Annotated in this window: 23 protein-coding genes; 13 read left to right on the forward strand and 10 right to left on the reverse strand. The window is 55.4% G+C overall.

The window, feature by feature from the left end; genetic code table 11:
- Nucleotides 1–8: 8 nt before the first annotated feature.
- A complete protein-coding gene (gene bglB / locus ACQ3G7_RS10625; RefSeq protein ID WP_430889782.1) occupies nucleotides 9–1148 on the forward strand; it encodes a beta-galactosidase BglB in 1140 nt (379 codons plus the stop codon).
- A gap of 113 nt (nucleotides 1149–1261) precedes the next feature.
- On the opposite strand, the gene argS is transcribed toward bglB, so the two are convergent.
- Nucleotides 1262–2995: an arginine--tRNA ligase gene (gene argS, locus ACQ3G7_RS10630; protein ID WP_430889783.1), complete on the reverse strand. Its 1734-nt coding sequence runs from the start codon at nucleotides 2993–2995 to the stop codon at nucleotides 1262–1264.
- Between the two features lie 146 nt (nucleotides 2996–3141).
- Between argS and ACQ3G7_RS10635 the strand changes: the two genes are divergently transcribed.
- On the forward strand, nucleotides 3142–3702 hold the full coding sequence (locus tag ACQ3G7_RS10635; RefSeq protein WP_430889784.1) for a VOC family protein: 561 nt from the start codon (nucleotides 3142–3144) through the stop codon (nucleotides 3700–3702).
- A gap of 71 nt (nucleotides 3703–3773) precedes the next feature.
- Complete coding sequence (gene cutC, locus ACQ3G7_RS10640) at nucleotides 3774–4517, forward strand: copper homeostasis protein CutC (RefSeq protein ID WP_430889785.1); 744 nt, start codon at nucleotides 3774–3776, stop codon at nucleotides 4515–4517.
- 85 nt (nucleotides 4518–4602) lie between these two features.
- Here cutC and cmoB read toward each other — a convergent pair whose 3' ends face one another.
- Genes cmoB through ACQ3G7_RS10665 form a run of 5 tightly spaced genes read right to left on the reverse strand, consistent with a single transcriptional unit; the run spans nucleotide 4603 to nucleotide 8180 of the window.
- A complete protein-coding gene (cmoB, locus tag ACQ3G7_RS10645) occupies nucleotides 4603–5574 on the reverse strand; it encodes a tRNA 5-methoxyuridine(34)/uridine 5-oxyacetic acid(34) synthase CmoB (RefSeq protein WP_263100457.1) in 972 nt (323 codons plus the stop codon).
- Complete coding sequence (cmoA, locus tag ACQ3G7_RS10650; RefSeq protein WP_430889786.1) at nucleotides 5571–6311, reverse strand: carboxy-S-adenosyl-L-methionine synthase CmoA; 741 nt, start codon at nucleotides 6309–6311, stop codon at nucleotides 5571–5573. The genes cmoB and cmoA overlap by 4 nt, the downstream gene beginning before the upstream one ends.
- 39 nt (nucleotides 6312–6350) lie before the next feature.
- Entirely contained in the window at nucleotides 6351–6746 is a 396-nt protein-coding gene (locus ACQ3G7_RS10655) for an MAPEG family protein (protein ID WP_263100459.1), read from the reverse strand.
- A gap of 52 nt (nucleotides 6747–6798) precedes the next feature.
- Complete coding sequence (locus ACQ3G7_RS10660; RefSeq protein ID WP_430889787.1) at nucleotides 6799–7617, reverse strand: DUF72 domain-containing protein; 819 nt, start codon at nucleotides 7615–7617, stop codon at nucleotides 6799–6801.
- Nucleotides 7614–8180: a hydrolase gene (locus tag ACQ3G7_RS10665; protein ID WP_430889788.1), complete on the reverse strand. Its 567-nt coding sequence runs from the start codon at nucleotides 8178–8180 to the stop codon at nucleotides 7614–7616. The genes ACQ3G7_RS10660 and ACQ3G7_RS10665 overlap by 4 nt, the downstream gene beginning before the upstream one ends.
- 266 nt (nucleotides 8181–8446) lie before the next feature.
- On the opposite strand from ACQ3G7_RS10665, the gene aspS reads away from it, so the two are divergent.
- From aspS to ruvC, 4 genes are read left to right on the forward strand one after another with little or no spacing between them, the layout of a single operon-like run.
- Nucleotides 8447–10225, forward strand: a complete 1779-nt coding sequence (gene aspS / locus ACQ3G7_RS10670) for an aspartate--tRNA ligase (RefSeq protein WP_430889789.1) — start codon at nucleotides 8447–8449, stop codon at nucleotides 10223–10225.
- Nucleotide 10226: 1 nt separating this feature from the next.
- On the forward strand, nucleotides 10227–10670 hold the full coding sequence (gene nudB / locus ACQ3G7_RS10675) for a dihydroneopterin triphosphate diphosphatase (protein WP_411554197.1): 444 nt from the start codon (nucleotides 10227–10229) through the stop codon (nucleotides 10668–10670).
- A gap of 26 nt (nucleotides 10671–10696) precedes the next feature.
- Entirely contained in the window at nucleotides 10697–11437 is a 741-nt protein-coding gene (locus tag ACQ3G7_RS10680) for a YebC/PmpR family DNA-binding transcriptional regulator (RefSeq protein ID WP_430889790.1), read from the forward strand.
- A gap of 34 nt (nucleotides 11438–11471) precedes the next feature.
- Entirely contained in the window at nucleotides 11472–11993 is a 522-nt protein-coding gene (ruvC, locus tag ACQ3G7_RS10685; protein WP_061496707.1) for a crossover junction endodeoxyribonuclease RuvC, read from the forward strand.
- A 25-nt stretch (nucleotides 11994–12018) separates the two neighbouring features.
- Here ruvC and ACQ3G7_RS10690 read toward each other — a convergent pair whose 3' ends face one another.
- Entirely contained in the window at nucleotides 12019–12837 is an 819-nt protein-coding gene (locus tag ACQ3G7_RS10690) for a helix-turn-helix transcriptional regulator (protein WP_430889791.1), read from the reverse strand.
- 95 nt (nucleotides 12838–12932) lie between these two features.
- On the opposite strand from ACQ3G7_RS10690, the gene ACQ3G7_RS10695 reads away from it, so the two are divergent.
- The 3 genes from ACQ3G7_RS10695 (at nucleotide 12933) to ruvB (ending at nucleotide 15544) form a co-directional block, all read left to right on the forward strand.
- The gene (locus ACQ3G7_RS10695; protein WP_430889792.1) at nucleotides 12933–13814 is read left to right on the forward strand and encodes an SDR family oxidoreductase; all 882 of its coding nucleotides are present in this window, start codon (nucleotides 12933–12935) and stop codon (nucleotides 13812–13814) included.
- Between the two features lie 99 nt (nucleotides 13815–13913).
- Nucleotides 13914–14525, forward strand: coding sequence for a Holliday junction branch migration protein RuvA (gene ruvA, locus ACQ3G7_RS10700; RefSeq protein ID WP_430889793.1), 612 nt, complete (start codon nucleotides 13914–13916; stop codon nucleotides 14523–14525).
- Between the two features lie 8 nt (nucleotides 14526–14533).
- Nucleotides 14534–15544: a Holliday junction branch migration DNA helicase RuvB gene (gene ruvB, locus ACQ3G7_RS10705; protein ID WP_430889794.1), complete on the forward strand. Its 1011-nt coding sequence runs from the start codon at nucleotides 14534–14536 to the stop codon at nucleotides 15542–15544.
- Between the two features lie 43 nt (nucleotides 15545–15587).
- Here ruvB and znuB read toward each other — a convergent pair whose 3' ends face one another.
- Both znuB and znuC read right to left on the reverse strand, forming a co-directional pair.
- The gene (gene znuB / locus ACQ3G7_RS10710; RefSeq protein WP_430889795.1) at nucleotides 15588–16373 is read right to left on the reverse strand and encodes a zinc ABC transporter permease subunit ZnuB; all 786 of its coding nucleotides are present in this window, start codon (nucleotides 16371–16373) and stop codon (nucleotides 15588–15590) included.
- On the reverse strand, nucleotides 16370–17125 hold the full coding sequence (gene znuC / locus ACQ3G7_RS10715) for a zinc ABC transporter ATP-binding protein ZnuC (protein ID WP_430889796.1): 756 nt from the start codon (nucleotides 17123–17125) through the stop codon (nucleotides 16370–16372). Before znuC ends, znuB begins: the two co-directional genes overlap by 4 nt.
- A 78-nt stretch (nucleotides 17126–17203) precedes the next feature.
- Here znuC and znuA point away from each other — a divergent pair, with 78 nt between their 5' ends.
- From znuA to lpxM, 3 genes are all read left to right on the forward strand, one after another.
- Nucleotides 17204–18148 carry a zinc ABC transporter substrate-binding protein ZnuA gene (znuA, locus tag ACQ3G7_RS10720; RefSeq protein WP_430889797.1) on the forward strand — a complete coding sequence of 315 codons (945 nt, stop codon included), beginning with the start codon at nucleotides 17204–17206 and terminating at the stop codon, nucleotides 18146–18148.
- 15 nt (nucleotides 18149–18163) lie between these two features.
- Nucleotides 18164–19495: a murein DD-endopeptidase MepM gene (mepM, locus tag ACQ3G7_RS10725; RefSeq protein ID WP_430889798.1), complete on the forward strand. Its 1332-nt coding sequence runs from the start codon at nucleotides 18164–18166 to the stop codon at nucleotides 19493–19495.
- Nucleotides 19496–19625: 130 nt separating this feature from the next.
- The gene (lpxM, locus tag ACQ3G7_RS10730; RefSeq protein WP_263100472.1) at nucleotides 19626–20597 is read left to right on the forward strand and encodes a lauroyl-Kdo(2)-lipid IV(A) myristoyltransferase; all 972 of its coding nucleotides are present in this window, start codon (nucleotides 19626–19628) and stop codon (nucleotides 20595–20597) included.
- 53 nt (nucleotides 20598–20650) lie between these two features.
- On the opposite strand, the gene pyk is transcribed toward lpxM, so the two are convergent.
- A complete protein-coding gene (gene pyk, locus ACQ3G7_RS10735) occupies nucleotides 20651–22093 on the reverse strand; it encodes a pyruvate kinase (protein WP_263100473.1) in 1443 nt (480 codons plus the stop codon).
- Nucleotides 22094–22218: the final 125 nt, after the last annotated feature.

The raw sequence follows: 22218 nt of genomic DNA on the forward strand, positions 1-22218 counted from the left end.
TGAGAAATATGAAGGTTTGGCCTGTCAAACACAGTCCGTTATTGCGTCAGCCAGAGCGTTTTATCGCCCGTGATGAACTGAAGGCGTTGATCCGCAAGATCACGCATAACCTGGTGAATATTCACGATAACACCGGCGAGTTTTTATTGCGGCTCGACGATGGGCGTGTGATTGATACCAAAGGCTGGGCCGGCTGGGAGTGGACACACGGTGTCGGTTTGTACGGCATGTATCAGTATTATCGCCAGACAGGGGATGAAACCGTCCGCGAGGTGATTGATAACTGGTTCGCCGACCGCTTTGCCGAAGGCGCCACCACGAAGAACGTCAACACCATGGCGCCCTTTCTGACGCTGGCGTATCGCTATGAAGAAACCGGCAACCCGAGCTATCTGCCGTGGCTGGAAAGCTGGGCTGAGTGGGCAATGTACGAGATGCCGCGCACTGAGCATGGCGGTATGCAGCACATCACGCTGGCGGAGGAAAACCACCAGCAGATGTGGGACGACACCCTGATGATGACCGTTCTGCCGCTGGCAAAAATCGGTAAGTTGCTTAACCGGCCGGAGTATGTCGAAGAGGCGGTGTATCAGTTCCTGCTCCATGTGCAGAACCTGATGGACAGAGAAACTGGCTTGTGGTTCCACGGCTGGAATTACGACGGGCAGCACAACTTCGCACGTGCCCGTTGGGCGCGCGGCAATAGCTGGTTGACCATCGTGATCCCGGACTTCCTCGAACTGGTGGATCTGCCGGAAAATAACGCGGTGCGCCGCTATCTGGTGCAAGTGCTGAATGCGCAGATCGCCGCGCTGGCCAATTGTCAGCATGAGAGCGGGTTGTGGCATACGCTGCTGGATGATGCCGACTCTTATCTCGAGGCTTCCGCCACCGCCGGGTTTGCGTACGGCATCCTGAAAGCGCTGCGTAAGCGCTATATCCGCGCCGATTACGCAGAAGTGGCGGAGAAAGCGGTGAAGGCGATTGTCGGCCACATTTCACCGGAAGGGGAGTTGTTGCAGGTGTCGTTTGGTACCGGGATGGGCAGTAATCTGGCGTTTTATCGTGAGATCCCACTGACCTCCATGCCGTATGGCCAGGCGATGGCGATGCTCTGTCTGACGGAGTATTTACGCAAATATTTCTGACAATACGGTAAAAGAAAAACCCCGGAATTCCGGGGTTTTTTATGCCTGACGATAAGGGCAAGTGCGATTGGGCAGGACGGGTAACACGCGTGTCAGCCACCCGGCATTAACGCTTACATACGCTCGACGGTCTCGATCCCCAGCGTATCCAGACCCAGCTTCAGCGTTTTCGCGGTCAGCAGCGCCAGTTTCAGGCGGCTAAGACGGATTTCGTCACTCTCCGCGCTGAGGATCGGGCAATGCTCATAGAAACCAGAGAACAGACCGGCCAGATCGTACAGATAAGCGCACATCACATGCGGCGTGCCTTCGCGGGCAACCACGCTCAGGGTTTCTTCAAACTGCAACAGACGTGCGGCCAGCTGTGATTCGCGCTCTTCGTTAATGACCACCGGAGCATTTTCCAGCACGCTCTCTTCAATGCCCGCTTTGCGGAACACCGACAGCACGCGGGTATATGCATATTGCATATACGGCGCGGTGTTGCCTTCGAAAGCCAGCATATTATCCCAGTCGAACACGTAGTCAGTGGTGCGGTTTTTCGACAGATCCGCATATTTCACGGCGCCAATACCGACAGCGTTTGCCAGTTTTTCCAACTCATCGGCAGGCATATCCGGATTTTTCTCCGCCACCAGGCGACGAGCGCGTTCCAGCGCTTCATCCAGCAGATCGGCGAGTTTAACCGTGCCACCCGCGCGGGTTTTGAACGGTTTGCCATCTTTGCCCAGCATCATGCCGAACATATGGTGCTCCAGCGGCACGGAATCCGGCACATAGCCCGCTTTGCGCACAATCGTCCATGCCTGCATCAGGTGTTGGTGCTGACGGGAGTCGATGTAGTAGAGCACGCGATCGGCATGCAGCGTTTCATAGCGGTATTTGGCGCAGGCGATATCCGTGGTGGTGTAGAGGTAGCCGCCATCCTTTTTCTGGATGATGACGCCCATCGGCTCACCTTCTTTATTCTGGTATTCGTCGAGGAATACCACCGTCGCGCCTTCACTCTCGACCGCCAGACCTTTCGCCCGCAGATCGGCAACAATACCCGGCAGCATCGGGTTATACAGGCTTTCGCCCATCACATCTTTACGGGTCAGGGTGACGTTTAAGCGTTCGTAGGTTTTCTGGTTCTGACTCATGGTGATGTCAACCAGCTTGCGCCACATTTCACGGCAGTACTCGTCGCCGCCTTGCAGTTTCACCACATAACCGCGTGCGCGTTCGGCAAAGGCGGCGTCTTCGTCATAATGCTTTTTGGCTTCACGGTAGAAACCTTCCAGGTCGGCCAGAGCCATTTCGCCCGCGTTTTCCTGCTGTTGCAGTTCCAGATAAGCGATCAGCATACCGAACTGGGTGCCCCAGTCGCCGACGTGGTTCGCGCGAATCACGTTATGACCGAGGAATTCGAGTGTCCGTACGGAGGCATCACCAATGATGGTGGAACGCAGGTGACCAACGTGCATCTCTTTTGCCACGTTCGGCGCAGAGTAATCGATAACGATGGTTTGCGGCTGTGGACGGGTGACGCCCAGACGATCCGACGCCAGCGCCAGGGTGACCTGCTGCGCAAGAAATTCCGGCGCAAGAAAAATATTGATAAAGCCCGGACCGGCGATTTCAACCTTACTGGCAATCCCGTCAAGAGAGAGGTGCGTCAGAACCTGCTCGGCCAGTTGTCGCGGCGCCATGCCCAGTTTTTTTGCAACTGCCATCACGCCATTAGCCTGATAGTCGCCAAACTGAACTTTTGCGGACTGACGTACCTGCGCTTCGCAATCTGCGGGAGCGCCTGCAGCAATCATGGCCTGACTGACTTTTTCTGAGAGAAGAGCCTGAATATTCACCGGGATACCTTACATTTAGGACGCCGCGTAACAGGGGCGGCGTCCGGGTGTTTAATAAAGGCGGGAGTATACTGCAAATGCCCGGTGGCGTCAGCACTGCATAACACGGTAGATTATGCGCTTTGTTATGACTTACGAGCACTGTTATGAGTAATTGGCAAACTATCGAAGAGTTGCAGGATATCGTGGAAGATTTGCCGCGTTTCACTAACGACTTGCAGAAATTCACTACCCGTCTTGGACTGAATATCGCACCATTAAACGCCGACCATATTTCACTGCGTTGCCACCAAAATACCACTGCAGAGCGCTGGCGGCGCGGTTTTGAACAGTGCGGCGAACTGCTCTCAGAGAACATGATCAATGGTCGACCGATTTGCCTGTTTAAACTGCATGAACCACTGTGCGTTGCGCACTGGCAATTCACCGTCGTTGAGCTGCCGTGGCCAGGTGAAAAACGCTATCCCCATGAAGGCTGGGAACATATCGAGATCGTGCTGCCGGGTGCGCCGGAGACATTGAATGCGCGCGCGCTGGCGCTTCTGGCGGACGAAGGCCTGAGCCAGCCGGGGGTGGCAGTAAAAACCAGCTCACCTAAAGGCGACCGCGAGCGGCTGCCAAACCCGACGCTGGCGGTGACAGATGGCAGAGTGACGGTGAAGTTTCACCCCTGGACGATTGAAGAAATCGTCGCCAGCGAGGATTGAAACACCAGCCTGTGAAGGCGCGCAGAACCCGGCTGAACGAAGCATGCCATGATAAAGAAAAGGGAGGAGAGATGAGCATACTGGAAATTTGTTGTTATGGCGTTGAAGACGCGGTAATCGCCCAGCAGTCCGGCGCAGATCGCATTGAATTTTGTGCCGCGCCTAAAGAAGGGGGGTTAACCCCGTCATATGGCGCGCTGAAAAGCATTCGCCAGGCGGTGACGATTCCGGTGCATCCGATAGTGCGGCCGCGCGGCGGTGATTTTTGCTATCGCAAAGATGAGTTTGCCGCCATGCTCGACGATATTCACTTTCTCCATCAACTCGGTTTTCCTGGCCTGGTCACTGGCGTTCTTAATGAGGACGGTGATGTTGATATGGCGCGAATGCGTGAGGTGATGAGCGCGGCGCAAGGGATGGCGGTCACTTTTCATCGGGCTTTTGATATGTGTGCCGATCCTGCGCAAGCAATTGATTCATTGGCAGAATTAGGCGTTTCGCGCATTCTGACCTCCGGGCAACAGGCATCGGCGGAAAAAGGACTTTCATTAATCACGGAACTTAATGCCCGGTCCGGTGCTCCAATCATTATGGCAGGCGCAGGGGTGCGCCCGGATAACCTCTCACTGTTTCTCACCGCGGGTGTGAAAGAGGTGCATAGCTCGGCAGGTTGCTGGACAGCGTCGCCGATGCGTTATCGCAACAAGGGATTGTCGATGTCTTCCGATGCCAGTGCGGATGAATATGCCCGCTATGGCGTTGACGGAAATGCCGTGGCGTTGATGAAGCAAATGATGGTTGATTATCGCCACTGAAACCCGTTTTTACCGCGCATCATGTCGCCCAATGTGATGCTTGCTCGTACCAGGCCCCTGCCATTAACAGGGGCCTTTTTTTGTCTTACGGCTTACGGGCGATCAGTACAGCGCGCAGCGGAGCAGGATAACCTTCAATGGTTTTTGTGTTGTCCGCCGGGTCGAGGAAATCCGCCAACGATTCGCTGGTCATCCATGACGTGCGCCGTTGCTCATCGGTGCTGGTGACACTCATATCGGCGATACGCACGTCGACAAAACCGCATTTCTCCAGCCAGTTTTTCAGCGCCAGCGCGGAAGGAATAAAGTAGACGTTGCGCATCTGCGCATAGCGATCGCCTGGCACCAGAACGGCATGCTCATCACCTTCGATCACCAGCGTTTCCAGTACCAGTTCACCCTCTTTCACCAGTTGATCTTTTAACTGCCACAGGTGTTCCAGCGGTGAGCGGCGATGATAGAGCACGCCCATCGAAAAGACGGTGTCAAAGGCGTTGAGCGCCGGCAGTTGTTCGATTCCCAGCGGTAACAAATGGGCACGGCGATCGTCGCCCAACAATTTACGTACCGCTTCAAATTGACATAAGAACAGTTGCGTTGGGTCTATCCCCACCGCCAACGATGCGCCCGCGCCAATCATGCGCCACAGGTGATAGCCGCTACCGCATCCAACATCGAGGATAGTGCGCCCGGTTAAATCGGAGAGATGCGGCAGAACGCGTTCCCATTTCCAATCGGAACGCCACTCGGTATCGATATCAATACCGTAGAGTGAAAACGGCCCTTTGCGCCATGGCATCAGATTGCGCAGCAGGGTTTCCATCCCTTTCAGTTGCCCCGCGCTCAGTGGTTCAGCGCTGGTCGCACTCACGCCATGAACCAAATCCCGTTCCGCCGGTGTGATAAGAGGCAAAAACTCAACGGCGTTATTCCACTGTTTAAACTGCCCGTGCAGTGCTTCACGCTGCCAGGCGGAGAGTTGGGGGGGCAGGGTATCCAGCCAGTGCGCTAAGGGACCCACGGCAATTTGCTGATAAAAACGACCAAACTCAATCATGCCGCATCCGCCTTCAGGGCCACCAGAGAGCCAAAGTTAAAGCACTGGAACCACAGCTCGCTGTGTTCAAAACCGGCGGCACGCAGGCGCGCTTTATGCGTTTCAACGGAGTCCGTTAACATGACGTTTTCCAGCATGCTGCGCTTCTGGCTGATTTCCAGCTCGCTGTAACCGTTTGCACGTTTGAAGTCATGGTGCATGTTGAACAGCAGTTCGCCGACGACGTCGTCTTCAAAACTGAATTTCTCCGATAGCACCAGTGCGCCACCGGGGTTCAGCCCCTGGTGGATCTTCTTCAACAGCACCAGACGATCGTCGGGTTCGAGAAATTGCAGGGTAAAATTGAGCACGACCATCGAGGCGTTTTCGATTGGAATATCGCGGATATCGCCTTCAATAACGCTGACCGGTGTCGGGGCTTTATAGGCATCAATATGGCGACGGCAACGTTCGACCATCGCCGGGGAGTTGTCCACCGCGATAATTTTGCACGCCGGCTGTGCAATGTTACGGCGCACGGAGAGCGTAGCGGCACCCAGTGAACAACCCAAATCGTAGACCTGCGTAGCGGGCTGCACGAAGCGCTCCGCCAGCATGCCGATCATCGAGATAATATTGGAGTAACCCGGTATGGAACGCTGGATCATATCCGGGAAGACTTCAGCTACCCGTTCATCAAAAGTCCAGTCGCCCAGGCTGGCGATAGGCGCGGAAAAAAGCGTGTCGCGGTGAGACATAGTGTAAATATCCGGGAAAACAAAGGGGCGTATTGTGCGCTAATGCAGGGAGAAAACCAACTCCCAGGGCATATACCACAGGTTTACCAGCACCATCAGCACCAGTGAACACCAGGTGGCGCTCATGCCGGAACGACGCCAGCGGAACAGCCGATGATAGTAGCCATAATAATGCATCAGGCGACCCGCGATCAGCAGCAGCCCGCAAACATGCACTATCCAGGTTTGCGCGCCGTCCATCTCCATAAAGAGCAGCAGGATGAGCGCGATGGGGATGTACTCCACCGCGTTGCCATGGATTCGAATCGCGCTTTGTAGCTCGCTAAATCCGCCATCCCCATAGCTCACGCGATACTGCATACGCAGGCGGACAACATCAAATGAAAACTTCAGCAGTAACAACGCACCCAACACGGCATAAAGCGCGCTAACCATACAAACTCCCTTTAAGGCTCTGGTGACCGCTTTACAATGATAGGTGGTTCATTCAGAAAAGAGAAGATTGCCGGGGAATGGCGGGCGCGTCGCCAATGGAGGGCAGTACTGTATATAAATCCTGCCATAGCGTTTCCACCAGTTCTGGTGCCTGGGCAATATCCGGCGTGTGTAAAAAGAGATAGGGCGTGGTGGTTTGTTCCCAGAGCGGCAATTTACTTAGCCATACGGTAAACAATTCACGGTTTTGTTGCATATTATCGCTGCCGATAAAACGCACCAGCGGGTTGTTAGCAGTGACCAACGCATGCACTGGTACTTTGGGTTTTTTACGCTGTGCTTCTTTAACGGCTTCACTGTGCGCAACGGCGCTGTGCACCGGACGGCTGTCCAGGATCACTCGATTGACGCCGCGGGCATGTAGCCCCTGGTTCAGCGCTTTTTCTTCCTCACCTTTGGTAAAAAAAGCCGGATGGCGGACTTCAACCCCATAGGTGAACGCGGCCGGCAGGGTGTCAATAAAAGCCCACAGTGCAGGTAAATCCTGCGGGCCGAACGTGGCAGGCAACTGGATCCAGTACTGACCAATACGGTTTGCCAGCGGCGACAGGCGGGTAAAGAATTCCGTGGTCAGGTCGGCGCAGTTGCGCAGCGCTGCCTGGTGGGAAATGGTCGCAGGAAATTTAAAGCAGAAGCGAAAATCGTCGGTGGTTTGATCGCGCCAGCGGCTCACCACCTCTGCTTTGGGCAGTGCGTAGAGCGTGGTATTGCCTTCGACGCAATTAAAATGCCGGGCATACTCTTCGAGACTGGTGATGCCAAGGCGCACCCATTTCGGGTGCGACCATTGCGGCAGGCCGATGTAAATCATAATGCGTTGACGATCTCATCCGTGCTGCGAACACGGCCAATACGCGGGAAAATGTGGGTGATGCTGCCTTGATGCTGTTCGCTGCTGCCCGCGCTGCAGGCATCTTCTGCGATCACCAGCGAGAAGCCGAGTTCCCAGGCATTACGGGCGGTGGACTCGACGCCAATATTGGTCGAAATACCGCACAGCACAATGGTGTCAATGCCGCGACGGCGTAATTGCAACTCCAGATCGGTGCCGTAGAACGCGCCCCACTGACGTTTCGTCACTTCGATGTCACTCGCTTTTTTACCCAGCGCGAGCGGGTAATCCCACCAGTTAGCGGGCAGGGCGTGACCACCGGCTGGTGCATCTACCGGTTGTTTCAGCGCTTCGGCGAAATCGGCTGACCAGCCCACGCGCACCAGCACGACCGGCGCGCCTTTGGCGCGAAAGGTTTCCGCCAGCACAGCGGCGCGCTGCACCACATCCTGCGCGGTGTGCGGGCCACCGGCGAAAGGCAGAATGCCTTCCTGCAAATCGATCACCACCAGCGCGGTTTTCTCAGCGTTGAGTTCCAGCATAATAACTCCTGAAAAATGAATGACGTCGGTAGCTACCTTACGCGTTCTGGCGTCGTGCGCGGTTTACAAATTTTGTTAAATTTTGTGAGAATGCGCAATAAGCGCGCAGCAAACGCGCGTACAGTCAGTCGCGGGCTTATCGTCAGGCAGAATTTCCAGTATAATAGCCCCCTTTTTTCATCCAGTTGTGACATACGAAAATAGCTGCTACCTAAGCGCCTGCACCGCAGGTGACGGGTCGCACGCAGCTAATTAAGGGATATCTCATGCGTACAGTATATTGCGGGCAGCTCAATCAGTCCCATGTGGGACAGCAAGTAACGCTTTGTGGGTGGGTCAATCGTCGTCGTGACCTCGGTAGCCTTATCTTTATTGATATGCGCGATCGTGAAGGCATCGTGCAGGTGTTTTTCGACCCGGACCATCAGGATGCGTTCCAGCTCGCTTCCGAACTGCGTAATGAGTTCTGCATTCAGATTACCGGCACCGTACGCGCCCGCGATGCGAAAAACGTCAACAAAGATATGGCTACCGGCGAAGTGGAAGTGTTCGCGACTGCGCTGAACATTATCAACCGCGCCGAAGCCTTGCCGCTCGACTCCAACCACGTCAACACCGAAGAAGCGCGTCTGAAATACCGCTATCTCGATTTGCGTCGTCCGGAAATGGCTCAGCGCCTGAAAACGCGTGCGAAAATCACCAGCTTTGTCCGTCGCTTTATGGATGACCATGGCTTCCTCGACATCGAAACCCCGATGCTGACCAAAGCCACGCCGGAAGGCGCGCGCGACTACCTCGTGCCAAGCCGTGTGCATAAAGGCAAATTCTACGCGCTGCCGCAGTCCCCTCAGTTGTTCAAACAGCTGCTGATGATGTCCGGTTTTGACCGCTACTATCAGATCGTAAAATGTTTCCGTGACGAAGACCTGCGTGCTGACCGCCAGCCGGAATTCACCCAGATCGATGTGGAAACCTCCTTTATGACCGCACCGCAGGTGCGTGAAGTGATGGAAGCGCTGGTTCGCCAGTTGTGGCTGGAAATCAAAGGCGTGGATCTGGGTGACTTCCCGATCATGACCTTTGCTGAAGCTGAACGTCGTTACGGTTCCGATAAACCGGATCTGCGTAACCCGATGGAGCTGGTGGACGTTGCTGACCTGCTCAAAGAGGTTGAGTTTAAAGTCTTCTCCGGTCCGGCGAACGACGCAAAAGGTCGCGTTGCCGCGCTGCGTGTGCCAGGCGGCGCACAGATCAGCCGTAAACAGATTGACGACTACGGCAAATTTATCGAAATCTACGGCGCGAAAGGTCTGGCCTATATTAAGGTCAATGAAGCGGCAAAAGGCCTGGAAGGCATCACCAGCCCGGTGGCGAAGTTCCTCAATGCCGATATTGTGAATGCAATCCTGGCACGCACTGGCGCACAAGATGGCGATATGATTTTCTTCGGCGCGGACCACAAAAAAGTGGTTGCCGATGCGCTGGGCGCGCTGCGTCTGAAGGTGGGCAAAGACCTGAACCTGACCGACGAAGCCAAATGGGCGCCGCTGTGGGTGATTGATTTCCCAATGTTTGAAGATGACGGTGAAGGCGGTCTGACGGCAATGCACCACCCGTTCACCTCACCGAAAGACATGTCTGCCGCAGAGCTGAAAGCAGCGCCGGAAGATGCCGTTGCCAACGCCTACGATATGGTCATTAACGGTTATGAAGTGGGCGGCGGTTCCGTGCGTATCCACAACGGCGAAATGCAGCAGACCGTGTTCGGTATTCTGGGCATTAACGATCAGGAACAGCGTGAGAAGTTTGGCTTCCTGCTGGACGCGCTGAAATACGGTACGCCGCCGCACGCAGGCCTGGCGTTTGGCCTGGATCGCCTGACCATGTTGCTGACCGGCACGGACAATATCCGTGACGTTATCGCCTTCCCGAAAACAACGGCGGCTGCGTGTCTGATGACCGAAGCACCGAGCTTCGCCAATCCGGCGGCACTGGCCGAGTTGGGTATTGCGGTACTGAAAAAAGAGTCTGCGGAGAATAAGTAACATGCCATTTAAGCATCCCGTTTCCGTGCTGGTCGTGATTTACGCGCAGGATTCGAAACGGGTGCTGATGCTGCAGCGACGCGACGATCCCGATTTCTGGCAGTCGGTAACCGGCAGCCTGGAAGCAGGGGAAACCGCGTTGCAGGCCGCTGTGCGTGAAGTAAAGGAAGAGGTCGACATCGATATTGCTCTTGAGCAACTGACCTTAGTCGACTGTCAGCGCACGGTGGAGTATGAAATTTTTAGTCATTTACGTCATCGCTACGCACCAGGCATTACGCATAACAGCGAGTCCTGGTTTTGTCTCGCGTTGCCACACGAGCGGCAGATTGTTTTTAGCGAACATCTGGCCTACCGCTGGGTTGATGCGCCGCAAGCGGCTGCATTAACCAAGTCGTGGAGCAACCGGGAGGCGATTGAAGAGTTTGTAATTCATACCGCCTGATCGGGCGGTTTCTTGGAGAGTTTTTTATGGCAGGTCATAGTAAATGGGCCAACACCAAACACCGCAAAGCAGCACAGGATGCCAAGCGCGGTAAGATCTTCACCAAAATCATTCGTGAGCTGGTCACGGCGGCGCGTCTGGGTGGCGGCGATATCGGCTCCAACCCGCGTTTGCGTGCGGCAGTGGATAAAGCTCTGGGCAATAACATGACCCGTGACACCCTGAACCGCGCCATTGCACGCGGTGTCGGCGGTGATGACGACGCGAACATGGAAACCATCATTTATGAAGGTTACGGCCCTGGCGGCACCGCGGTGATGGTGGAGTGCCTGAGTGACAACCGTAACCGTACCGTTGCCGAAGTGCGTCATGCGTTCAGCAAATGCGGTGGTAACCTGGGCACCGACGGTTCTGTGGCTTATCTGTTCAGCAAAAAAGGGGTGATCTCCTTTAATGCCGGCGATGAAGACACCATCATGGAAGCGGCGCTGGAAGCCGGTGCAGAAGATGTGGTGACCTTTGATGACGGCGCAATTGACGTTTACACCGCGTGGGAAGAGATGGGTGCTGTGCGCGACGCGCTGGAAGCGGCCGGTCTGAAAGCCGACAACGCGGAAGTGTCGATGATCCCGTCTACCAAAGCGGACATGGATGCAGAAACAGCGCCGAAACTGCTGCGTCTGATCGACATGCTGGAAGATTGCGACGACGTGCAGGAAGTTTACCATAACGGTGAGATCTCTGATGAGGTCGCAGCGACGCTCTGATGTCGCTTAATCCGCATAAAACCGGAGACGCATGATGGCGATTATTCTCGGTATCGACCCGGGGTCACGCGTCACCGGTTATGGTGTGATCCGCCAGACCGGGCGGCAGTTAACCTATCTTGGTAGCGGCTGTATCCGGACAAAAGTGGACGATTTACCGTCGCGTCTGAAGCTGATTTATGCAGGCGTGACGGAAATCATCACCCAGTTTCAGCCCGATTTTTTTGCCATCGAACAGGTGTTTATGGCGAAAAACGCCGACTCGGCGCTCAAGCTGGGACAGGCGCGCGGCGTGGCGATTGTTGCTGCCGTGAATCAGGCGTTACCGGTATTCGAATATGCCGCCCGTCAGGTGAAACAGACGGTTGTTGGCATCGGTAGCGCGGAAAAGAGCCAGGTGCAGCATATGGTGCGTACCTTGCTGAAACTTCCCGCTAACCCGCAGGCGGATGCCGCAGATGCGCTGGCTATCGCCATTACCCACTGCCATGTTAGCCAGAATGCCTTACAGGTAAGCAGTTCCCGGCTTAATCTGGCGCGCGGAAGATTACGTTGAAAAGCGCCTCATGCTGGCGCTTTTTTTATAACAGCGAACTGATTTTTTGCGCATCATCTTCGCTGGAAGGGTTATAGACCACCATCGTCAGATCGGGTTGCCCCTCAACGGAAAAACTCGAGTACTCAAGCGACAGCCTGCCAACATGACCGTGCAGCAGGATCTTCGTCCCTTCCGCCATCTCCTCGATATCATTACTCTGCCATAGCCGGGCAAACTCCGGTGAAGCGGCGCTCAGTTCCTCGATCAACGGACGGATCTCAGCGGAAGCGCCGGCACGGGTTGCATCGGCGCGAAAAGCCGCCACCAGAAAACGCGTCAGGCCGTGCCAGTCCGTTTGCATGGCACGCACATGAGGATCCAGAAACATGCGCCGCAAGATATTGCGCTGCTGAGGGGGGAGGGAGGGGTAATCCGCCAGTACCACCGTGGCCGCTTTATTCCATGCCACTACATCCCAGGTGGCGTTACGGATCATCGCCGGGCTGAGCGGCATATGATCCAGCACCTTTTGCAGGCGTTCACTCACGGTTCCCGTCGGGTTGTAATGCACGCCAGGCGCTCGCCCCAGCCCGAGGTGAAACACATGCTCGCGCTCACGCTCAGAGAGGTGTAGCGCCTGGCAAATCCGTTCCAGTACTTCTGCGGAAGGCGTACCGCCACGTCCCTGCTCAAGCCATGTGTACCATGTCGCGCTGATACAGGCCAGATGCGCCACTTCCTCCCGACGCAGCCCGGGCGTGCGCCTGCGCGCGGTATGGAAACCCAGCGCGAGAGGATCAAGCTGCGCGCGGCGGGATTTCAGGTACTGACCGAGATCTTTCGGCTGAGTCACGCTTTGCATCCTGTTAGTCCTTATACCACGATAATGTCACTACTTTTCTCCGTTATGGATATTCATCAGGATAACGGCGCGAGTCAACATAAGGAGACATACGCATGCATGTTTTTCTGACAGGCGCTACCGGTTGGGTTGGCGCAACAGTGGCGGCGGAATTACTGGCTGCCGGGCACCAGGTGAGCGGACTGGCGCGGAACCCGGGCAAAGCGCAGGCATTACTGAACGCCGGGGGGAAGGCGGTATACGGAACGCTGGATGACCATCAACTGCTGTTTGATGCCGCAGCAAAGGCGGATGCGGTAATCCACACGGCTTTCAATCATGACTTCTCCCGTTTTGCGGATAACTGCGCGCAGGACCAGCGTGCCATTGAGGTCCTGGGCGAGGCTTTATTGGGGAGCGAACGCCCGTTGCTGGTAACTTCCGGCCTTGCGAGGCTGGTGCAAGGGCGTCTGGCGACGGAAGACGATAAACCGGGCACGGGCCCCGAATACCTGCGCCGTTCGGAACAGGCCGCACAGGCGCTGGCGGAAAAAGGTGTACGCACCGCCAGCATTCGTCTCGCTCCAACGGTTCATGGCATTGGCGATCATGGTTTTGTGCCGAACCTGATTGCACTGGCGAAAAAAACCGGCGTTGCCGCCTGGCCGGGAAATGGGGAAAACCGCTGGGCAGCGGTTCACCGGCTGGATGCAGCAAAGGTGTACCGGCTGGCGCTGGAAACGGGTGTCACCCAGTCGGTTTACCATGCCGTGGCGGAAGAGGGGATCCCGATGCGCGACATCGCTTTCGCCATAGGCACTATGCTCGGGATACCAGCAGAATCACGCGGTGCGGAACATTTTGGCTGGTTCGCCGCTTTTGCCGCCACGGAAATGGCGGCGTCCAGCGAGCGCACCCGCAACGTTCTGGGCTGGCAACCTGAGCAGCGTGATTTACTTACGGACCTTGCAGAGGCCGCGTATTACGCGAATTCCTGAATCGCGCTCGCGCTTTTCCCGTATATTCGGCTGGATATCTATCCAGCCTTTTTTTATGATACAGCATTACAACTTCAGCCCTTAGCGCAGGAGCGTCACGTGATAGGCAGACTCAGAGGCATTATTGTCGAAAAACAACCCCCGTTAGTGGTGCTGGAAGCAGGAGGGGTGGGGTATGAAGTCCATATGCCAATGACCTGTTTTTACGAGTTACCGGATGCCGGTAAAGAGGCCATTGTCTTTACCCATTTCGTGGTGCGTGAAGATGCGCAACTGCTGTTCGGTTTTAACAATAAACAGGAACGGACGCTGTTTCGCGAGCTGATAAAAACCAACGGCGTCGGCCCGAAACTGGCGCTGGCGATCCTCTCTGGCATGTCGGCGCAGCAGTTTGTCAACGCGGTCGAGCGTGAAGATCCCGCCGCGCTTATCAAATTGCCAGGTATTGGCAAGAAAACCGCTGAGCGCCTGATTGTGGAAATGAAAGACCGCTTTAAAGGTCTGCATGGCGATCTGTTCACGCCTGCTGCTGACCTGGTGCTGGCTTCGCCGGCAAGCCCGGTGACTGACGATGCGGAGCAGGAAGCGGTTGCCGCGCTGGTGGCGCTGGGCTATAAACCACAGGAAGCCAGCCGGATGATCAGCAAAATCGCCCGTCCGGACGCTAACAGTGAAACCCTGATCCGTGAAGCGCTGCGCGCGGCGTTGTGAGGTAGAGGATGATTGAAGCAGACCGTCTGGTGGCGCCTGCCAGTAGCAACATAGAAGAGGTTGCGGATCGCGCTATTCGACCGAAAATGCTCGACGAGTATATTGGTCAACCGCAGGTGCGTTCGCAAATGGAGATCTTTATCCAGGCGGCTAAACTGCGCGGCGATGCGCTGGACCATCTGCTGATCTTCGGCCCGCCAGGGTTAGGGAAAACCACGCTGGCCAATATTGTGGCGAACGAAATGGGCGTCAACCTGCGCACAACGTCCGGTCCGGTACTGGAAAAAGCGGGCGATCTGGCGGCGATGCTGACGAATCTTGAACCACACGACGTGTTGTTTATTGATGAAATCCACCGTCTTTCACCCGTTGTGGAAGAGGTGCTCTATCCGGCGATGGAGGATTATCAGCTGGATATTATGATTGGCGAAGGCCCGGCGGCGCGCTCAATCAAAATTGATTTACCACCGTTTACCCTGATTGGCGCGACAACCCGTGCGGGCTCGCTGACCTCTCCGTTGCGCGATCGTTTCGGTATTGTGCAGCGGCTGGAGTTTTACCAGGTGGCGGATTTGCAGCACATTGTGGGTCGCAGCGCGCGGTATATGGGGCTGGAAATGAGCGACGAAGGTGCACTGGAAGTGGCGCGTCGCTCGCGTGGTACGCCACGTATCGCGAACCGCCTTTTGCGTCGGGTGCGTGATTTTGCCGAGGTGAAGCATAACGGCGATATTTCCGCTGACATTGCCGCCCAGGCGCTCGATATGTTGAATGTGGATGCCGAAGGGTTTGATTATATGGATCGCAAACTGCTGCTGGCGGTGATTGATAAGTTCTTCGGCGGGCCGGTTGGTCTGGATAACCTGGCGGCGGCCATTGGTGAAGAGCGGGAAACCATCGAAGATGTGCTGGAGCCGTATCTTATCCAGCAGGGCTTTTTACAACGTACCCCGCGCGGAAGAATGGCAACGGTCAGGGCGTGGAATCACTTCGGTATTACGCCGCCGGAAATGCCGTAAAACTTAATGCCGGGAGCAGAACGCATCGCTCCCGGCACACCATTCAACTGGCGGTTTTCTTCATCATACTGCAGATAAACAGCAGCGCAGCGCACAGCACCACGGACGGGCCCGCCGGGGTATCGTACAGCGCGGAGAAAGCCAGTCCCCCCGTCACCGCAATCATTCCAATCCCAACAGCCACGCCCGCCATTTGTTCCGGCGTGCGGGCGAAACGGCGTGCAGTGGCGGCGGGGATAATCAGCAGCGATGTAATAATCAGCGCGCCGACAAATTTCATCGCCACACCGATGGTCAGGGCGGTAACCAGCATCAGCAACAGTTTTACGCGCTGCAGTTTTACGCCATCGACAAAGGCCAGTTCGGGGCTGATGGTCATCGACAGTAAGTTACGCCACTGCCAGAGTAAAATCCCCAGAACAATCGCCACGCCGAGCGCAATAGCAAGTAAATCCTCCGGTGTGACTGCCAGCAGGTCACCGAACAGATACGCCATCAGATCGACGCGAATATTCGACATCAGACTGACCACGACCAGACCCAGCGACAGCGCACTGTGCGCCATGATACCGAGCAGCGTGTCGATCGCCAGATGCGGGCGTTTCTCCAGCCAAACCAGACCGGCCGCCAGTAACAGCGTCACGACGATAACGGCATAAAAAGGATTCACATCCAGCAGAAAACCAAATGCCACACCCAGCAGAGAGGCATGTGCCAGCGTATCGCCAAAATAGGACATCCGACGCCAGACCACAAATGAGCCCAGCGGCCCGGCGGCGCAGGCCAGCATAATCCCGGCAAACCAGCCGGGCAGTAATAATTCAATCATGAGCGTCCATTACCCTGGCGCAATACAATGCGTCCCTGTAAATCGTGGCGGTGGTTATGGTTATGGCGATAGATGCCGAGCTGTTCGGCACCACGCTGGCCAAACATGGAGATAAACTCAGGGTGCATTGAGACAACTTCCGGCGTACCGGAACAGCAGATGTGATGATTCAGACACAGTACTTCGTCGGTTTTCGCCATCACCAGATGCAGGTCGTGCGACACCATCAGTACGGCACAATCCAGCTCTTTACGAAGCTGGTCGATCAGATCGTACAGTGCGACCTGCCCGTTGACGTCCACGCCCTGAGTGGGCTCATCAAGCACCAGTAATTGCGGGCGGTTGAGCAATGCGCGGGCAAGCAATACACGCTGAGTTTCCCCGCCGGAAAGTTTTTGCATCGGCGCATCAACCAGATGGGCAGCCTGTACCCGTTTCAGCGCCGGAACGATCTCGTCTTTGCGTGTGCCCGGACGCAGGCGCAGAAAACGCCCCACGGTCAACGGCAGGGTCGTGTCCAACTGCAATTTTTGCGGCACATAGCCGATACGCAGGTTTTCGTCGCGCTTGATCACCCCTGCATCGGGTGCTACCAGCCCAAGCACCACACGCACCAGCGTGGATTTGCCCGCGCCATTAGGACCGAGCAGGGTCAGAATTTTACCGGGGCATAATTTAAGCGAAATGTCAGATAAAACGCGCCGTTGGCCAAACGCGACGGTGACTTTTTCGAGCGTTACAAGATTCGTCATAGCATTTAAGGGGTTGCACAAGTTGTCGAATGTTATAATATCACATCCCACACACTCATTACGATCAATAGTCGCATTATGTTACATAAAAATACGCTTCTTTGCGCAGCGTTATCCGCTGCTCTCCTCGGCGGGGCAGCACAAACTGCTAACGCTGCCGTCGTAACCTCGTTAAAGCCGCTGGGTTTTATTGCTTCGGCCATTGCAGATGGCGTCACCACGACGGAAGTTTTGCTACCCGATGGTGCCTCAGAGCATGATTATTCACTCCGCCCTTCTGATGTAAAACGCTTACAGAACGCGGACTTAGTCTTTTGGGTCGGACCGGATATGGAAGCGTTTATGGCGAAGTCCGCGCAGCAAATTCCGGCGAATAAAAGAGTGACAATGGCGGAACTTGACGGCGTGAAAACGCTACTCATGAAAGGGGCTGACGACGACGAGCATGATCACGAAGGTGATTCCCATGAAGGCGAAAAAAGTGACGAACATCACCATCATGGCGATTACAACATGCACCTGTGGCTCTCGCCAGAGATAGCGCGGCTGTCAGCGGTTGCAATCCACGATAAATTAGTGGAAGTTATGCCGCAAAGTCGAGCAAAGCTGGACGCCAACCTGCAGGCATTTGAGGCATCATTAGCCCGGGCCGATCAACAGGTCGGAGACGAGCTGGCACCGCTGAAAGGGAAAGGGTATTTCGTTTTTCATGACGCCTACGGCTACTTTGAAAAACACTACGGGCTGACACCACTCGGCCATTTTACCGTCAACCCCGAAATTCAACCCGGTGCGCAGCGTTTACATGAAATCAGAACACAGTTGGTTGAGCAAAAAGCAACCTGCGTTTTTGCTGAGCCACAGTTCAGGCCAGCGGTCGTTGAAGCTGTTGCCAGAGGGACATCCGTTCGAATGGGGACGTTGGATCCACTCGGGATCAGTATCAAGTTAGGCAAAGAGAGCTATCCGCAGTTCCTTGCCCAACTGTCTAACCAGTATGCGAGCTGCCTGAAAGGAGAATAACGAGGAAGTGAATACGTGCAACAGATAGCCCGCTCTGTCGCCCTGGCATTTAACAATTTACCGCGACCCCATCGCGTCATGCTGGGGTCGCTTACCGTTCTCACTCTCACGGTCGCCGTCTGGCGGCCTTATGTTTATCATCCGGAAGCGACTTCCGCGCCGATCGTCAAAACCATTGAACTCAAAAAGAACGAAATCCGTTCTCTGCTGCCCGAAGCCAGCGAACCTATCGATCAGACCATGCCTGACGAAGTGGAAGATATCCCGCAGGATGACCTGGATGACAAAACCGCCAGCGAAGCTGGTGTGCATGAATATGTGGTTTCTACAGGCGATACCCTGAGCAGTATCCTCAATCAATACGGCATTGATATGGGCGATATCAGTCAGCTCGCCGATGCGGATAAAGAGTTGCGCAACCTGAAAATTGGTCAGCAGCTTTCCTGGACATTAACCGCGGATGGCGATCTGCAACGCCTGACCTGGGAGATGTCCCGTCGTGAAACCCGCACATACGATCGTACCGAAAGCGGTGCGTTCAAAATGAGCAGTGAGCTGCAACAGGGCGACTGGGTGAATACGGCGATGAAAGGCACCGTTGGCGGGAGTTTTGTCGCCAGCGCACGCGACGCCGGGCTGACCAATAGCGAAATTAGCTCAGTAATCAAAGCCATGCAGTGGCAGATGGATTTCCGTAAGCTGAAAAAAGGGGATGAGTTCTCTGTGCTGATGTCCCGCGAGATGCTGGAGGGTAAGCAGGAGCAGAGTCAGCTTGTGGGCGTGCGTCTGCGCTCAGACGGCAAAGATTATTACGCTATCCGTGCTGAAGACGGTAAGTTCTATGACCGCAACGGCACCGGGCTGGCGAAAGGTTTCATGCGTTTCCCGACCTCGAAACAGTTCCGCGTTTCGTCGAATTTTAACCCGCGCCGTCTGAACCCGGTAACCGGGCGTGTTGCGCCACATAAAGGCGTCGATTTCGCTATGCCACAGGGTACGCCTGTGCTGTCTGTGGGCGACGGTGAAGTGGTTGTGGCGAAGCGTAGCGGCGCGGCAGGCTATTATGTCGCTATCCGCCACGGTCGCACCTACACCACACGCTATATGCACTTGCGTAAACTGCTGGTGAAAGACGGGCAGAAAGTGAAACGTGGCGATCGTATTGCGCTCTCCGGGAATACCGGGCGGTCTACGGGTCCGCATCTGCATTATGAAGTGTGGATCAACCAACAGGCGGTAAACCCGTTAACGGCGAAGTTACCAAGGACGGAAGGGCTGACAGGGTCGGATCGTAAAGATTACCTGGCGCAGGTGAAAGAGGTTGTACCGCAGCTCGGTCTCAACTGATTCGCCTAAGAAATGTGCGTATAAAGCCGATGCCTTAACCGCGTCGGCTTTTTCTTTTGTGTGAAAGATAACGGCTCGCTACACTATCTGATTATCTTTTCTGACTTGATTTTTGGCCTGCGGAAGATGCATGGAAACGAAAAAAAATAACGGTGAATACATTCCGGAATTCGAACCTGAATTCCGGCATCCGCGCAACTGGGGCGCGTGGCTGGGCGTGCTGGCATTTGCTGGCGTGGCGATGATCCCCCCTTCACTGCGCGATCCGCTGCTGGGTAAACTGGGACGCCTGGCGGGGAAATTCGGTAAAAGCGCGCGTCGTCGGGCGCAAATCAATTTGTATTACTGCTTTCCGGAAAAAAGCGAAGCGGAAAGGGAAGCGATCATTGACGAGATGTTCGCCACCGCGCCGCAGGCCATGGTATTGATGGCCGAACTGGCGATTCGCGGCCCGGAAAAAATCTTACCGCGTGTGGAGTGGCAGGGAAAAGAGATCATTGATGCGTTGCGCCGCAACGATGAGAAAGTGATTTTTCTGGTTCCACATGGCTGGGGCGTGGATATTCCGGCAATGTTGCTGGCATCGCAGGGGCAGAAAATGGCGGCGATGTTCCATAACCAGGGCAATAAAGTGTATGACTACGTGTGGAACACGGTGCGCCGCCGTTTTGGCGGGCGTCTGCACGCACGTAATGACGGTATCAAGCCTTTTATCCAGTCTGTACGTCAGGGGTACTGGGGCTATTATCTTCCGGACCAGGATCACGGCCCGGAACAGAGTGAGTTTGTTGATTTCTTTGCCACCTATAAAGCGACGTTGCCGGCCATTGGTCGTCTGATGAAAGTCTGCCGCGCACGCGTGGTGCCGCTTTTCCCGGTGTATGATGCCAGCACGCATCGTCTGATTGTTCAGGTGCGCCCGCCGATGGACGATCTGCTGACCGCAGACGATAACACCATTGCCCGCCGGATGAACGAAGAGGTGGAGGTGTTTGTTGGTCCGCATCCGGAACAATACACCTGGATCCTGAAATTGCTGAAAACGCGCAAACCTGGCGAGACCGAGCCGTACAGGCGCAAAGAGCTGTATCCCAAAAAATAACGGCATAAAAAAGGCCTCCTGAAACGGGAGGCCTTTTGCATTCTACACGGTCATCATTCGACGGTCAGAATACGCGTGGTATTGGTGGTGCCGATGGTGCTCATCACATCGCCCTGAGTCACAATGACCAGATCGCCGGAGAGCAGGTAGCCTTTATCACGCAGCAGGATAACTGCATCGTTGGCTGCGGCAACGCCATCGGTATAGCTATCGAAATAAACCGGCGTAACACCACGGTACAACGCGGTCAGGTTCAGCGTACGCTCGTGGCGGGAGAGGGCGAAAATCGGCAGACCAGAACTGATGCGTGACGTCATCAGCGCCGTACGCCCTGATTCGGTCATGGTGATGATAGCGGTGACACCCTTCAGGTGGTTCGCGGCATACATTGCCGACATCGCGATGGCTTCTTCCACGTTGTCAAACTGAATATCCAGGCGGTGTTTGGAGACGTTGATGCTGGGGATCTTCTCTGCGCCCAGGCAAACGCGCGCCATCGCAGCAACGGTTTCAGAAGGGTACTGACCGGCGGCAGTTTCCGCAGACAACATGACCGCATCGGTGCCGTCCAGGACGGCGTTGGCGACGTCCATCACTTCCGCACGAGTTGGCATCGGGTTGGTGATCATTGACTCCATCATCTGGGTTGCGGTGATCACCGAGCGGTTTAGCTGACGGGCGCGACGGATAAGCGCTTTCTGGATACCCACCAGCTCCGGGTCGCCAATCTCAACACCGAGGTCGCCGCGGGCAACCATCACCACATCGGATGCGAGGATCACATCATCCATCGCTTCCTGGTTACAAACGGCTTCCGCACGCTCAACTTTTGCCACGATTTTTGCGTCACAACCTGCGTCGCGCGCAAGGCGGCGCGCATAGTTCAGATCTTCGCCGCAGCGCGGGAAGGAGACGGCCAGGTAATCAACACCAATCATCGCAGCGGTAACGATATCCGCTTTGTCTTTATCCGTCAGCGCTTCTGCGGACAGACCGCCACCGAGTTTGTTGATGCCCTTATTGTTGGACAACGGGCCGCCGACGGTGACTTCGGTGAACACTTTCATGCCCTGAACTTCCAGCACTTTGAGCTGCACGCGACCATCATCCAGCAGCAGGATATCGCCGGGCACGACATCAGCCGGCAGACCTTTATAGTCGATGCCGACTTTTTCTTTGTCGCCTTCACCTTTACCCAGGTTGGCGTCGAGCAGGAATTTATCACCGATATTCAGGAAGACTTTACCTTCCTTAAAGGTGGAAACGCGAATTTTTGGCCCTTGTAAGTCGCCGAGGATAGCAACATGACGTCCCAGTTTTGCCGCAATCTCACGCACCTTGTCGGCACGTAATTTATGATCTTCCGGTGTTCCGTGTGAGAAGTTCATACGCACCACGTTAGCGCCGGCGGCAATAACTTTCTCAAGGTTGTTATCGCGATCGGTTGCCGGGCCTAAGGTGGTAACGATTTTGGTTCTGCGAAGCCTTCTGGACATGTAATACTCCGTTGACTGAAACAACTTGGTGTTGCGTGAACATGAATTCGGTCATCTAGCGCCCTGCTGTGAAGAGCAATTCGTCTGGCCGAACAGCGTAAGAGGTTACCGCTTTATTATTAACT

The organism is Kosakonia sp. N21, from assembly GCF_050587465.1.
In the GTDB taxonomy this organism is placed as follows: Bacteria; Pseudomonadota; Gammaproteobacteria; order Enterobacterales; family Enterobacteriaceae.

What these genes read in the sequence shown, in the direction of transcription:
- ACQ3G7_RS10655 (WP_263100459.1), bottom strand. Translation starts at nt 6,746, where the DNA reads ATGGTTAGCGCGCTTTATGCCGTGTTGGGTGCGTTGTTACTGCTGAAG.
- znuB (WP_430889795.1), bottom strand. Translation starts at nt 16,373, where the DNA reads ATGATTGAATTATTACTGCCCGGCTGGTTTGCCGGGATTATGCTGGCC.
- ACQ3G7_RS10680 (WP_430889790.1), top strand. Translation starts at nt 10,697, where the DNA reads ATGGCAGGTCATAGTAAATGGGCCAACACCAAACACCGCAAAGCAGCA.
- pyk (WP_263100473.1), bottom strand. Translation starts at nt 22,093, where the DNA reads ATGTCCAGAAGGCTTCGCAGAACCAAAATCGTTACCACCTTAGGCCCG.
- ACQ3G7_RS10665 (WP_430889788.1), bottom strand. Translation starts at nt 8,180, where the DNA reads ATGCTGGAACTCAACGCTGAGAAAACCGCGCTGGTGGTGATCGATTTG.
- ACQ3G7_RS10695 (WP_430889792.1), top strand. Translation starts at nt 12,933, where the DNA reads ATGCATGTTTTTCTGACAGGCGCTACCGGTTGGGTTGGCGCAACAGTG.
- znuA (WP_430889797.1), top strand. Translation starts at nt 17,204, where the DNA reads ATGTTACATAAAAATACGCTTCTTTGCGCAGCGTTATCCGCTGCTCTC.
- lpxM (WP_263100472.1), top strand. Translation starts at nt 19,626, where the DNA reads ATGGAAACGAAAAAAAATAACGGTGAATACATTCCGGAATTCGAACCT.
- cutC (WP_430889785.1), top strand. Translation starts at nt 3,774, where the DNA reads ATGAGCATACTGGAAATTTGTTGTTATGGCGTTGAAGACGCGGTAATC.
- nudB (WP_411554197.1), top strand. Translation starts at nt 10,227, where the DNA reads ATGCCATTTAAGCATCCCGTTTCCGTGCTGGTCGTGATTTACGCGCAG.
- ACQ3G7_RS10635 (WP_430889784.1), top strand. Translation starts at nt 3,142, where the DNA reads ATGAGTAATTGGCAAACTATCGAAGAGTTGCAGGATATCGTGGAAGAT.
- ACQ3G7_RS10690 (WP_430889791.1), bottom strand. Translation starts at nt 12,837, where the DNA reads ATGCAAAGCGTGACTCAGCCGAAAGATCTCGGTCAGTACCTGAAATCC.
- ACQ3G7_RS10660 (WP_430889787.1), bottom strand. Translation starts at nt 7,617, where the DNA reads ATGATTTACATCGGCCTGCCGCAATGGTCGCACCCGAAATGGGTGCGC.
- bglB (WP_430889782.1), top strand. Translation starts at nt 9, where the DNA reads ATGAAGGTTTGGCCTGTCAAACACAGTCCGTTATTGCGTCAGCCAGAG.
- ruvC (WP_061496707.1), top strand. Translation starts at nt 11,472, where the DNA reads ATGGCGATTATTCTCGGTATCGACCCGGGGTCACGCGTCACCGGTTAT.
- cmoB (WP_263100457.1), bottom strand. Translation starts at nt 5,574, where the DNA reads ATGATTGAGTTTGGTCGTTTTTATCAGCAAATTGCCGTGGGTCCCTTA.
- aspS (WP_430889789.1), top strand. Translation starts at nt 8,447, where the DNA reads ATGCGTACAGTATATTGCGGGCAGCTCAATCAGTCCCATGTGGGACAG.
- cmoA (WP_430889786.1), bottom strand. Translation starts at nt 6,311, where the DNA reads ATGTCTCACCGCGACACGCTTTTTTCCGCGCCTATCGCCAGCCTGGGC.
- ruvB (WP_430889794.1), top strand. Translation starts at nt 14,534, where the DNA reads ATGATTGAAGCAGACCGTCTGGTGGCGCCTGCCAGTAGCAACATAGAA.
- znuC (WP_430889796.1), bottom strand. Translation starts at nt 17,125, where the DNA reads ATGACGAATCTTGTAACGCTCGAAAAAGTCACCGTCGCGTTTGGCCAA.